Source organism: Amycolatopsis sp. cmx-11-32 (assembly GCF_047608695.1).
Classification (GTDB): Bacteria; Actinomycetota; Actinomycetes; order Mycobacteriales; family Pseudonocardiaceae; genus Amycolatopsis.
Genome location: NZ_JADNQN010000003.1, coordinates 228,264 through 240,464 on the forward strand (window position 1 = coordinate 228,264; position 12,201 = coordinate 240,464).

Here is a 12,201-nt window from a genome sequence, read left to right on the forward strand (position 1 = left end):
GACTCCTCAGGAGTCGAACGGTCCTTCCGCCGCGTTCGCCCAGCGGAACACCGGCCGGTTCTCCAAGGCGGGGTAGGTCACGGCCATCCCCCGGTCCGGGGACATCGACCACAGCAGCGCGTCCGGCGACGCCGCGTGCTCCTCCCAGCCAGAGGACCAGCCGGGGAGGTAGCGCTCGTAGCTGCGGCGGACCCGCGCCACGTCCTTGGTCTCCAGCCTCGCGGGCCCGATCATCCGCACCTGGCGGACGTCATCGGGCGGGTCGAACGTCGCGACCATGACAGCGACCTCAAGGTTGCCCCGAGCCGCGTCGAGGAACGGCGTCGGCCGGTCGTCGGACACCGGAGTGTAGAACCAGAGCCTGCGCTCCTCGGCCACGAACCACGCCCGGTTTCGACACCTGCGGATCGGGTACGCGTCGGTCATGCACACCTCTTCCCCCGACTCGGCCCTGCTCGGCATCTACCTCAACGACCATCTGGCGGGCGCGATCGCCGGAACCGAACTCGCCAAGCGCGTCGCCGAAAGCGACCGGGATCCCAGCGGTGTGCTCGGCAAACTGGCCCACGAGATCGCGGATGACCGTGCCGCGTTGCTGACGGTGATGGCGGCGCTGGACATCCCGGTCCGCCGCTACAAGGCGGTCGCGGCCTGGGCGGCGGAGAAGGCGGCGCGGTTCAAGCCGAACGGGCGGCTCGTGTCCAGATCCCCGCTGAGCAGGGTCGTGGAGTTCGAAGCGTTACGGCTGGGCGTCGAAGGCAAGGCCGCCGGGTGGCGAACCCTGCGGGTGCGCGCCGACAGGGACCCACGCATCGACGCCGGCCGACTCGACGACCTGCTCGAGCGGGCCCGGCGGCAGATCGACGAAATCGAAGAGTTACGTGCCCACGCCGCCGCCGAAGCGTTCGGCGGTGACGCTCAACCGGCGAAACCGTCAGACCTCGGCGGCGCGACGTGGACTCCGTAGAACGAAAGAGGGCCGCCCCGGACGGGACGGCCCTCTTTTCGGCTCTGGGATCAGCGCTGCGGTGGCCCGCCCTGCGGCCCGCCGAACGGACCCTGCTGCGGGAACGGCCCATTGCTCGGCCCCTGCGACGGCGGCCCCTGATACGGGCCTCCCTGCGGACCGGCGGGCGGCTGGGGCTGCGGCAACTGCGAGGGCGGCGGAGCCTGCTGCCGCGGCGGCTCCGGGGCGGCCTCCGGCTCGGGAGCAGGCGCGGCCTTGGGAACCTGACGCGGAGCCGGCGGCTCCTGCCGCGGCGTCGCGACACCCAGTGCCGGAACCTCCTTGCGTGCCACGGCTTCCGCGGCCGCGACAGCCTCGGCGACCTTCGGGTCACTGGAGGTGTCGAACCAGCCCTGGACCTCTTCGTCCTCCAGGTCCGGCTTCTCGACCGGGTCTTCCTTCGGCGGCTCGTAGCGGAACACACCGTCGTCGCCGGGGGCACCGAGCGCGCGGGCGAAGCCCTCCAGTGCCTTGCCGTAGTCGCTCGGGATCATCCAGACCTTGTTCGCGTCGCCCTGTGCCAGCTGCGGCAGGGTCTGCAGGTACTGGTACGCCAGGACCTCGGGAGTGGGGCGCCCCGCCTTGATCGCCGCGAAGACCTTCTCGATCGCCTTCGCCTGACCCTGCGCCTGCAGGTACCGGGCGGCTCGTTCACCCTGCGCCCGTAGGATGCGCGACTGCCGCTCGGCCTCGGCGCTCAGGATCGCGGCCTGCTTGGCACCTTCGGCCGCGAGGATCTGGCTCTGCTTCTGACCTTCCGCGGTCTTGATCGCCGACTCACGCTGACCTTCGGCGGTCAGGATCATCGCGCGCTTCTCACGGTCGGCACGCATCTGCTTCTCCATCGAGTCCTGGATGGAGGGCGGCGGGTCGATCGCCTTCAACTCGACTCGCGCGACGCGGATGCCCCAGCGGCCGGTGGCCTCGTCGAGCACGCCACGCAGCTGACTGTTGATCGAGTCACGCGAGGTCAGCGTCTGCTCGAGGCTCATCCCACCGACGACGTTTCGCAGCGTCGTGGTGGTCAGCTGCTCGACACCGACGATGTAGTTAGAGATCTCGTAGACCGCGGCCCGCGAGTCGGTGACCTGGAAGTACACGACCGTGTCGATGGACACGGTCAGGTTGTCCTCGGTGATCACCGGCTGGGGCGGGAACGAGACGACCTGTTCACGAAGGTCGATCCGCGCCCGCACCTTGTCCAGGAAAGGCACCAGAAACGTCAGGCCGGGAGAAGCCACCGTCCGGAACCGGCCCAGCCGTTCGATCACGGCGGATTGGGCCTGTGGCACCACCATGATCGCCTTGACCACGACGACGACCACGAACAACGCGAGCAGTCCGACGACGATGAATACCACTGTCTCTGACAACTACCTTTCCCCTTACGTAGAAACCTGTTGCGGTACGGTCGCCCGGCTCACCACGCGGCCGAAACAACCGCGGTGGCGCCCGAGATCTCGACGACCGTCACCGATGTGCCCGGGGCGATCGGTTCTCCGTCGATCATGCATCGTGCCGACCAGACGTCGCCCGCCAGCTTCACCTGGCCGCTTTCGACGTCCACAGTGGACACTACTATCGCTCGCGCGCCGATCAGCGCGTCGGTGTTGGTCTTGATGTCCGGCCCCGAAAGGAACCGGCGCTTGAGGACCGGGCGGACGAGGGCGAGCATCCCGACCGAGGCGACGGCGAACACCGCGACGTCGATGAACGGGTTCCCGGTCAGCGCGGCCGAGCCTGCCCCGAACAAAGCTCCGAGGCCGACCATGAGCAGGAACAAGTCACCCGAGAGCAACTCGGCGATGATCAAGAGGATGCCGGCGATCAGCCAGATGAGAGCGCCTGTCATGCGTTCATGCTCCCAGATCGCGCCGATTCATACCGGAGAAGCGAAACCGACGTGACCGACGCGTGACCTTGAGTGACCTCACGCAAAGCAGACATTCAGGACTCATCGCCCGGGTCGGAGACGAAGTCGATGAGCCGTTCCACCGCTCCGATCAGCGGCGTTTCCAGGTCCCGGTAGCTGCCGACCGCCGCGAGGACCCGCTGCCAGCCCTCGTACGGCTCGCCCCAGCCGAGCGTGTCACAGATGCCCTGCTTCCACTCCGTGCCACGCGGGATCTTCGGCCAGGCTCGGATCCCGACGACCGACGGCTTCACGGCCTCCCAGATGTCGATGTACGGATGCCCGGTGATCAGCACGTTCTCGTCGTGGATCGCGTCGACGATCCGGGACTCCTTGCTACCCGCGACCAGGTGGTCGACCAGCACCCCGAGGCGGCGGCCGGGTCCAGTACCGAACTCGCCGATGCGATCGGACAGTACGTCCACCCCATCGAGTGGTTCGACCACCACGCCTTCCACCCGTAGGTCGTGGCCCCAGACCCGCTCGACGAGTTCGGCGTCGTGCTTGCCTTCCACCCAGATCCGCGAATCGCGCGCGACCCGGGCTTTGAGGCCCTGGACCTGGACTGACCCGGACGCGGAGATCCGCCGGGCAGTCGCCTTGGGAGCCGCCTTCGCGGGCACCAGCGTGACCGGTTTACCTTCGAGCAGGAAGCCCGCGGGGTTCAGCGGGAACACCCGGTGCTTGCCGTGCCGGTCTTCGAGCACGACGTTGCCGTACTCGATCTTCACCACGGCACCGCAGTACCCGCTGGCCGGGTCTTCGACCACGAGCCCCGGTTCGGCGGGCACCTCGGGGATCTTCCGCTTGCGCGGGCCGGACAGCACGTCGTCGTACGAATGGGAGCGCACGGCGGACGACGCTAGCGGTGGCCGGGGTCAGCGTCTCCCCGCCACGCCGGTCAGGCTGTCATCCGCAGCATCGCTTCGACGAACGGGGTCCGTTCGCCGCGTTCGAGCGGACGCATCACGAACAGCGGCGAAAGCGCGACACACCACGCCCGGACACGCTCGGCGTCGAACCCGGGCAGGTGCGGCGCGATGGCGTCGAGCCCGTCTTCGAGCGTGCCGCCCTCGGTCATCGGCAGCGTGACCCAGTCGGGCAGATCGAACGACGGGTCACCGACGCTCGGGCGCGGATCGATGGCGACCGCTCCCCTGCCGGGTCCGCCGTCGAGGACGTTGCCCGGATGCAGATCACCGTGCACGATCGACTTCCCTCCCCCGCTGGCCGCGAGGTCGAGCGCCCGCAGCCGGGCACGCTCGAGGGTCTCCAGAGACAGGGTGGCTTCGGCCACCGAGCCACGCAGCTCCCGCTCCGCGAGCCCGTACATGAAAGCGACGCGTTCTTCGAGTGTCGAGAAGCCGGCGGGCGGGGTCACCGAGTGGATTTGGGTCAGCAGGTCACCGACCTCGGCCCACGGGACGTTCGCTCCCACCTCCAGCAGTTGCGTGCCGGGATCGATGCCTTCCAGCAGGATCGCCCCGTCGGCGAGTTCGGTCGCGAGGACCCGCACGACCCGCGAGCAGCCGGCCCACGCCCGCAGCGCGGCGGCCTCGGACTCGGCGATCGTGAGCTCCGGGGTCAGCTTGAGAACCTTCTTGGCACCGTCGTCCCCGACGCAGATCAGCGTGCGGCCGGTGTTGCCCGGTTTCGCGTCGACGACGGTGAGACCCCACTGCTTCGCCAGCCGCGCCACGAGTGCGGGCAGAGCGTCGCACCAGCTCGCGACGTCTTCACCGAATCGCTTGATCAGGCGCTCACGGGCCTGATCGTCCATCACCTCGGTCACCGTCGCCCCCAGCGATCGATCAATTCGTCAGAACAGCGGCCACGGGATGGCACGCCAGTCATCCCCCGGCGCTGGGAAGACACCCTCCGCCAGCAGGATATCGGTGCGCTCGGCGAGCGCGCGGATCTCCAACCCGGTGAGGTGCTCGCTCAGCGCCTCACCGAACTCGCCGTCCAGCTGTTCGCGCAAGCCGCGCAGCTTGCCGACCTCGGCCTCGGTGAGCCGCTCGCCGATCCAGCCCCAGAGCACCGTCCGCAGCTTCGGGTCGGTGTGCAGGCAGATCCCGTGGTCCACGCCGTAGATCCGGCCGTCGGCGCCGTCGAGCAGATGCCCGCCCTTGCGGTCGGTGTTGTTGACGACGATGTCGAGCACGGCCAGTTCCCGCATCCCCTGACGATCCGCGTGCGCGAGCACCGCGGGCTCACCGTCACGATCGTGCGCGTGCAGCACGACACGCCAGCCGTCCGGCAGGCTCTCCGGGGATCGGACGTCGACCAGTTCCTCTTCGGTGGTCTCGATCCACAGCTGCACCATGCCGGGCCCGAACGGCCCGTCGCGCAACACCGTCGGCGGGATCGCGCCCAGTCCGGAGGCTTCGGCGACCATCGCCGTCGCGACCTCGCGGCCGGCGAGCGTCCCGTCCGGGAAGTCCCACAGCGGCCGCTCCCCCGAAACCGGCTTGTACACGACCTTGCCGGTCACGCCGTCGAGCTCGATCGCGCAGAAAAGGGTGACGTTGGAGGCGTCGACGAGCCTGCCTTCGACGTCGATCTTGCCGCGCGCCACCAGCTCCAGCGAAGTCTCCGCCACCCGGTCAGTCCTCGAGGACGTCGACGTCGCGCCGGTACCCGTTCTGCCGCGGGCAGATGTGCCCCGCCGGGTCGAGCGGCTCGGCACACAGCGGACACGGCTTGCGACCGGCGTTGACCACCCTGTCGGCGCGTTCGGCGAACGCGCGCGCCGCGCCAGGGGTCAAGAAGACACGGACGGCGTCCGGCCCTTCCTCGGTGTCGTCCAGAACGACCGTTTCGTCCACCTCGCCCTCGGTTATCGCGAGCAGTTCGATGACGACGGCACTGCTGTCTGCGTCCCAGCCGAGGCCCATCGTGCCGACGCGGAACTCCTCCTCGACCGGAACGGTCAAGGGGTCGACGTCGAGTAGCTCGTCGGGCGCGTCGTCCGGTACGTCCGCGCCGAACCGGTTGGCGACCTCTTCCAGCAGCGAGCCGAGCCTTTCGGCCAACACCACGACCTGCTGTTTTTCGATCGTCACACTGATCGTGCGGACGTCCTCGGACGCCTGGAGGTAGAACGTGCGGTCGCCGGGCTCACCGACGGTTCCTGCGACGAACCGGTCGGGCTGGCGGAAGACGTGGATTACGCGAGACATGGCACCGTTGACCCTAGGCCACGGCCCCATGATCGGCATCCACCGCCCCGCGGTTCAGCCAAGGGCGAAACTCGGCCGGGGCCAGGTGTGCCCCGGGCCACCGCAAGCAAAGGGGCGATCCTAGTCTTCAACCGTGGTTGAGATCGCCCCTTACGGCACCTGGACGTCTCCCCTGTCGGCCGCGGATGTCGCGGCGTCGGGAGTCAGCGCGCAATGGCTCGACACGGTGGGAGACGAGGTCTGGTGGGCCGAAGCGAGAACCGGTGAAGGCGGCCGCGTCACCCTCGTGAGGTCACGCGCCGACGGCACCGTCGAAGACGTCCTTCCCGCCCCCTGGAACGTCCGGAACCGCGTCCACGAGTACGGCGGCCGTCCCTGGCTCGTGCTCGGCGACGTCCTCGTCTTCACCCACTGGACGGATCAGCGCGTCTACCGCCGTGACCTGACCACCGGCGAAACGACACCCCTGACACCGGAGCCGGCGACTCGGCACGGCATCCGCTACAGCGACCTCCGGCCCGGCCGTGACGGCGAAGTGTGGCTGGTGCGTGAACGCAGCACCGGCACCAGGCGCGTCGATATCGCCCGCGACCTCATCGCGGTTCCCCTCGACGGTGGCCCGGAACGGGTCCTGGCAGCCAGCCACCACTTCCTGACCGCGCCCCAGCTGTCGCCCGATGGCGCGCGAGCGGCGTGGATCGGCTGGGACCACCCCGCGATGCCTTGGGACGGCACGGAACTGTGCGTCGCCGAGCTCCGCGAAGACGGGACGTTCGGACCCCACCGCGTGCTCGCGGGTGCGGCGGACATCGCCGTCTGCCAGGTCGAATGGGAGTCGGCGGCCAGCCTGCTGGCGTTGCTCGACCCGGACGGCTGGTGGAATCTGCACCGCGTCGGGCTCGACGGCGGCCTCACGAACCTGGCGCCGACGGAGCAGGAGATCGGCGGCGCGCAGTGGAAACTCGGCACACGCTGGTTCACGCCGCTCGGGGACGGCCGGTTCGCCGTCCTCGCGTCGGGCAGGCTCGCCATCCTCGACGAAGCGGCCCGGGAAGTGACCCCGGTGCCGACCGCCGCCGACCTGACCGCGTGGTCCACCAACGGTTTCGCCGTCCACGAAGGTGGAGTCGTCGGCGTCGCGGCGGGCCCGGAACGCGAAGGCGCCGTCGTGAAGGTCGACCTCGAAAGTGGGACGGTCACCGATCTCGCGACGACGCCCGAACCGCCTTCGTCCGCGTACCTGTCGACACCCGTCGAGCGGATCTTCAAGACCGACGACGGCGACCAGGTCCCGGCCTTCCTCTATCTGCCCGCGAACGCCGACTTCGCCGCGCCGGACGGGGAACTGCCGCCGCTGTTCGTGTACCCGCACGGCGGGCCCACCGGCCGGGACAGCGCGGTACTCGACTTCGAGATCGCCTACTTCACCAGCCGTGGCATCGCCGTCGTCACGGTGAACTACGGTGGCTCGACCGGCTACGGACGCGCCTACCGCGAACGGCTGCGGGAACAGTGGGGCGTCGTCGACGTCGCGGACTGTGTCGCCGTCGCCGAGGCACTCGCCGTCGAAGGCACCGTCGACGGCGACCGGCTGGCGATCCGCGGTGGCAGCGCGGGCGGCTACACCTCCGCCGCCTCGCTGACCACCACGACGACCTACCGCGCGGGCACCGTCATGTACCCGATCCTCGATCTCACCCAGTGGACGGGCGACGGCGGCGAGACGCACGACTTCGAGTCCCGCTACCTCGACGGGCTGATCGGGCCGCTGCCGGAGAGCGAGCAGCGCTACCGGGAGCGCTCGCCGATCAACAACGCGGGCACCCTCGCCGGCCCGCTGCTGTTCCTGCAGGGCTTGGAGGACGAAATCTGCCCGCCGGAGCAGGCGGACCGGTTCGTGGCCGGGCTGGCGGGGCGGGGCATCGACCACGCCTACCTGAGGTTCGAGGGAGAGCAGCACGGTTTCCGGAAGGCCGAGACGATCGTGGCCGCGCTCGAAGCGGAACTTTCGTTCTATGGCCAGGTCTTCGGCTTCGAGACGCCCGGCGTGCCGAAGCTGCGGCTGAGCCGGTGAGGCCGCCGAAGGTACGCCCGGGCGACACGATCGCTCTGGTCGCTCCGGCGAGTCCGGTTCCGGCGGAGCTTCTCGAGAAGATACTGCCGGTGCTGCATGACTGGGGTGTCGAGATCAGTGTCGGCGAGTGCGTCCGCGCGGCCGCCACGGGCTATCTGTCGGCACCTGACGAGGCGCGGGCCGCCGAGTTCACGCGGGCCTGGCTGGATCCGGGGGTGACCTGTGTCCTCGCCGCCCGTGGCGGCTACGGCTCGCAGAGAATGCTCGACCTTGTCGACTGGGCGGCGTTGCGGGAGGCCGGGCCCAAGGTGTTCGCCGGGTCGAGCGATGTGACCGCGCTGCACCGGGCCGTGAACGTCCACATGGGACTGGAGACATTGTTCTCCCCCTTGCCCGTGACCACACTGTTCGACGCGGTGGCCGCCGAACACCTGCGGCTGTCGCTGTTCGAGCCGGAGGAAATCCGGACGATCGCCTCGCCGACGGCGTCGCCGCTGGTCCCGGGCACCGCGACCGGCACACTCATCGGCGGCAACCTCGCCCTGCTGGCCTCCGGTCTCGGCACACCGGAACAGGGCTCGGCGCGTGAGGCGATCCTGCTGCTGGAGGACGTCACCGAGAGCCCGTACCGGATCGACCGGATGATCACCCAGCTGCTGCGTTCGGGCTGGCTCGACGGCGTCCGGGGGATCGTGCTGGGCTCGTGGAGCGGATGCGGTGCTCCCGAGGCGATCCGCGACCTGATGCTCGACCGGCTGGGACCACTCGGGGTGCCGATGGTGTGGGACTTCGGCTTCGGGCACGTCCCGGCGTCGCCGACCATCCCCCTCGGCGCGCGGGCCACTCTCGACGCCGACTCGGGCACACTCCTGCTTTTGCCATAACGGCAACGAAACTGGCGGAATCAGCCGGACTGAAGGCATCTTTCGGTCATGGATTCCACACAGCAGTTCTGGGAAGACTTCTACCGGGACAAGGACCAGGTCTGGAGCGGGAAGGCGAACCCGCTCTTGGTGCGCGAAGTCGCCACGCTGACGCCGGGCACGGCACTCGATCTCGGCTGCGGCGAAGGCGGCGACGCGATCTGGCTCGCACAGCAAGGCTGGCGCGTCACCGCCGTCGACATCTCGGACACCGCACTGGAGCGTGCCGCCGGGCACGCGGCCTCGGCCGGTGTCGACGGCATCGTCTGGGAGCGCCACGACCTGGCGAAGTCATTCCCGGAGGGACGCTTCGACCTCGTCTCCGCGCAGTTCTTCCACTCCCCCGTCGCCGAGGACGGCGAACGGGACAAGGCACTCCGTCGCGCCACCGAAGCCGTGGCGCCGGGCGGCACCCTGGTGGTCGCCGGACACGCGGGCTGGCCGACCTGGCTGGAAGAGCCGCCGCATGAGCACTTCCACTTCCCGACCCCCGCGGAAGTACTCGAAACACTGGCGCTCGCCGACAGCGAATGGTCCGTCGAGGTGCAAGAGGTGATCACCCGCGACTTCCCGGGGCCGGAGGGACAGCAGGGAACACGTTCGGACAACGTGCTCCGCGTGCGACGCTCGGCCTAGGTACCGTTGCGGACATGCGGTCGACGCCGACGGAAGCCCGCGCCCGGTTCGCGGCAGAGCGGATCGCGAGACTGGCGACGACGGGTTCGGACGGTCTGCCCCACCTGGTGCCGGTGACGTTCGTCGTCGAGGGCGATTCCGTCGCGTTCGCAATTGATCACAAGCCGAAGAGCACGACGGCGTTGCGGCGGCTGAAGAACATCGCCGAGAACCCCGCGGTCAGCTTCCTGACCGACCACTACGACGAGGACTGGGCCAGACTGTGGTGGGCACGGGCGGACGGGGTCGCCCGGGTGCTGACCGATCCCGAAGAGCAGGCGCTGCCGGTGCGGCTGCTGCGGGAGAAGTATCCGCAGTACGAGACGCAGCCGCCTCCGCACGCCGTGGTCAGTACGTTGGTTCACTCTTGGAGTGAGTGGCGGGCTTCCTAGCGTTTTCTTACGCTGTGCCGTTTAAGGCATAGCACCTTCGCTGAACCGTATAGGTCGTTATACGTTTTGGTGCGGTAGTCCGTGAAGGCCTCCTTAAGGGACTCTGGGTTCCTTAAGGAGGCCTTCACGGACCTTGCATCGCCTCAGGAGCACAAACTTCACACCGGAAGCGCGCAAAGACCCTTACACAGCCGTTTCCCGACCGTGAAGGCCTCCTTCGCTACTTCGCGGACCAGAGGTAGCGATTAGCGCTTCGGTCTCAAAACTTCGGCTTGATGTCCCCAAGGTGGCATTGGAGACATCAAGGCTGCGGAGCCAGACCGGATCAGCGAAGCCAGCGGGTAAGCGAGTACAGGGCCCACCCCGGAACCCGAATCGCCACTCACCCCAACTCTCGGACCCAGCCCCCTCCCCTTAGTACGTGAAGGACCCCTTCACGTACTAAAACCAACCTCAGGAGCGCGGAGCCTCGGCGGGCAGGAACTGCTCCACCGGCTTACCCCGCCAAGCGGCGACGATCCCCAACGGGTCCGGCCTCAGCAGTGAAGCCGCCGCGTACACGCTCACAGCGACGACGCCGCCCATGAACCACCAGTCGTACAGCGCCTGCTCGCCGGTCGGGTAGTACACCAGCGTCACGAACACCGAGACCGCGACGACGACCGCGAGGTTCCGGCGCCGCCATTCGAAGGCGGACAGGACCACGAAACCCCAGGTCAGGTACCACGGCAGTGAGGGTGGCGGCACGATCGCACCGGCCAGCAGGACGATCGCCATCCGGTGGATCGCCGGGTTGCCACCGTCGCGGGCGAGCCACCACTGGCGGCCGGCGAAGACGAACAGGCCGACCATCGCGATCGCCCGGAACACGGTGACGAACGGCGAGACCTCGACGTCGATCACCAGGTTCACCAGCGAGTAGAAGATCTCGCCGATCCCGGTCGGGAAGTTCATCCAGTTCGCGATCAGCGTCGGCGCCTTGAGGCCGGTCAGCCAGCCGAGGTTGACCGAGCCGAGCGAGAGCCAGGTGCCCGCGACGAACACCGGCAGGAAGATCCCGACCGACGCGGCGCCCGCGCGGAAGAAGTTGGCCCCTTTCCGGTCGCCGGGCAGGTGGTTCGCCCACACCCAGACCAGGAACGGCAACGCCCAGGCCGCGGTGGGCTTGATCAGCATCCCGATGGTGACCAGGACGATCGCCAAGACGTGCTTGCGCTCCAGCGCGGCGAGCACGCCGACGGTGAGGAAGCCCAGCATCAGCAGGTCGTTGTGCGGACCGCCGACGAGGTGGATCACCGTCATCGGGCTGGCGATGGCGAGCCACAGTGTGATCGGCAGCTTGCCGCCGAGGTGCTTCACCAGCCGCGGCAGCGACCACAGCATCCCGACGAGGCCGAGCATCAGCACCAGGCGGGTCGCGATGACTCCGGAGATCATGTCGTTGCCGGTGACCGCGACGATCCCCTTCGCCACCAGCAGGAACAGCGGGCCGTACGGCGCGGGGGTGGTCTGCCACAGCGGGTGGACGTTCTGCACGACGTCCGGCAGCACGACCAGCTCGGCCGGGCCGTTGGCGTACGGGTCCAGCCCGTTCAGCAGCTGCGCGCCCTGCGCGAGGTAGGAGAAGACGTCGCGAGTGAACAGCGGCGGCGACACCAGCAGCGGTGCCATCCAGCAGGCCGCGGCGATCACGATGGGACGGCTGCCGATCCGGCCGGCGAGCGCGTAGCGGCCCAGCCGCACCCACGCCCAGATGATCAACGCGAAGCCGGTGTAAAGCATCACGTTGGCCAGGACGCGGCCGTGGCCGTAGCGGATCCACGACAACGGTCCGTGGCCGAGGATCGGGTCACGGATGAGGATGCCGCCCGCGCCGAGCGCGGCCAGCATCAGCAGTGTGCTGCCCACGGTTCCCATCGCGATCGTGCGGTACGGGAACCGGGATGGCACCCGGAGCCGCTCGCCGAGCGAACCGGCCGAGGGCGTCTGCGGGGAGTCTGTCGTGGTCGCCATTTCGAGATTGGAGGTTACACACCG

General features: G+C 68.8%; 13 protein-coding genes. 5 read left to right on the forward strand and 8 right to left on the reverse strand.

What is annotated here, in order from left to right:
- Positions 1-6: 6 nt before the first annotated feature.
- Entirely contained in the window at positions 7-426 is a 420-nt protein-coding gene (locus ACM6LR_RS09860; RefSeq protein ID WP_414943620.1) for a hypothetical protein, read from the reverse strand.
- Here ACM6LR_RS09860 and ACM6LR_RS09865 point away from each other — a divergent pair.
- Complete coding sequence (locus ACM6LR_RS09865) at positions 425-967, forward strand: hypothetical protein (protein WP_414943621.1); 543 nt, start codon at positions 425-427, stop codon at positions 965-967. The genes ACM6LR_RS09860 and ACM6LR_RS09865 overlap by 2 nt on opposite strands.
- Positions 968-1,017: 50 nt before the next feature.
- Here the strand turns inward: ACM6LR_RS09865 and ACM6LR_RS09870 are convergent, their stop codons facing one another.
- The 6 genes from ACM6LR_RS09870 to ACM6LR_RS09895 all read right to left on the reverse strand — a co-directional run bounded on the left by ACM6LR_RS09870 (position 1,018) and on the right by ACM6LR_RS09895 (position 6,100).
- Positions 1,018-2,367: an SPFH domain-containing protein gene (locus tag ACM6LR_RS09870; protein ID WP_414939157.1), complete on the reverse strand. Its 1,350-nt coding sequence runs from the start codon at positions 2,365-2,367 to the stop codon at positions 1,018-1,020.
- 59 nt (positions 2,368-2,426) lie between these two features.
- Positions 2,427-2,858: an NfeD family protein gene (locus tag ACM6LR_RS09875; RefSeq protein ID WP_414938997.1), complete on the reverse strand. Its 432-nt coding sequence runs from the start codon at positions 2,856-2,858 to the stop codon at positions 2,427-2,429.
- A 95-nt stretch (positions 2,859-2,953) separates the two neighbouring features.
- A complete protein-coding gene (locus ACM6LR_RS09880; RefSeq protein ID WP_414938996.1) occupies positions 2,954-3,769 on the reverse strand; it encodes a DUF3097 domain-containing protein in 816 nt (271 codons plus the stop codon).
- Positions 3,770-3,819: 50 nt separating this feature from the next.
- The gene (locus ACM6LR_RS09885) at positions 3,820-4,698 is read right to left on the reverse strand and encodes an aminoglycoside phosphotransferase family protein (RefSeq protein ID WP_414939156.1); all 879 of its coding nucleotides are present in this window, start codon (positions 4,696-4,698) and stop codon (positions 3,820-3,822) included.
- Positions 4,699-4,737: 39 nt separating this feature from the next.
- Positions 4,738-5,520: an SCO1664 family protein gene (locus tag ACM6LR_RS09890; RefSeq protein ID WP_414938995.1), complete on the reverse strand. Its 783-nt coding sequence runs from the start codon at positions 5,518-5,520 to the stop codon at positions 4,738-4,740.
- Between the two features lie 4 nt (positions 5,521-5,524).
- A complete protein-coding gene (locus ACM6LR_RS09895) occupies positions 5,525-6,100 on the reverse strand; it encodes a DUF3090 domain-containing protein (RefSeq protein WP_414938994.1) in 576 nt (191 codons plus the stop codon).
- Between the two features lie 133 nt (positions 6,101-6,233).
- Between ACM6LR_RS09895 and ACM6LR_RS09900 the strand changes: the two genes are divergently transcribed.
- The 4 genes from ACM6LR_RS09900 to ACM6LR_RS09915 are packed head-to-tail and all read left to right on the forward strand — an operon-like array spanning position 6,234 to position 10,164.
- Positions 6,234-8,174: a S9 family peptidase gene (locus ACM6LR_RS09900; RefSeq protein WP_414938993.1), complete on the forward strand. Its 1,941-nt coding sequence runs from the start codon at positions 6,234-6,236 to the stop codon at positions 8,172-8,174.
- The gene (locus ACM6LR_RS09905; protein WP_414943622.1) at positions 8,171-9,058 is read left to right on the forward strand and encodes a S66 peptidase family protein; all 888 of its coding nucleotides are present in this window, start codon (positions 8,171-8,173) and stop codon (positions 9,056-9,058) included. The genes ACM6LR_RS09900 and ACM6LR_RS09905 overlap by 4 nt, the downstream gene beginning before the upstream one ends.
- Positions 9,059-9,106: 48 nt before the next feature.
- Positions 9,107-9,733, forward strand: a complete 627-nt coding sequence (locus ACM6LR_RS09910; RefSeq protein ID WP_414938991.1) for a class I SAM-dependent methyltransferase — start codon at positions 9,107-9,109, stop codon at positions 9,731-9,733.
- 14 nt (positions 9,734-9,747) lie between these two features.
- A complete protein-coding gene (locus ACM6LR_RS09915) occupies positions 9,748-10,164 on the forward strand; it encodes a TIGR03668 family PPOX class F420-dependent oxidoreductase (protein ID WP_414943623.1) in 417 nt (138 codons plus the stop codon).
- A gap of 453 nt (positions 10,165-10,617) precedes the next feature.
- On the opposite strand, the gene mptB is transcribed toward ACM6LR_RS09915, so the two are convergent.
- On the reverse strand, positions 10,618-12,177 hold the full coding sequence (mptB, locus tag ACM6LR_RS09920) for a polyprenol phosphomannose-dependent alpha 1,6 mannosyltransferase MptB (RefSeq protein ID WP_414943624.1): 1,560 nt from the start codon (positions 12,175-12,177) through the stop codon (positions 10,618-10,620).
- Between the last annotated feature and the right edge of the window lie 24 nt (positions 12,178-12,201).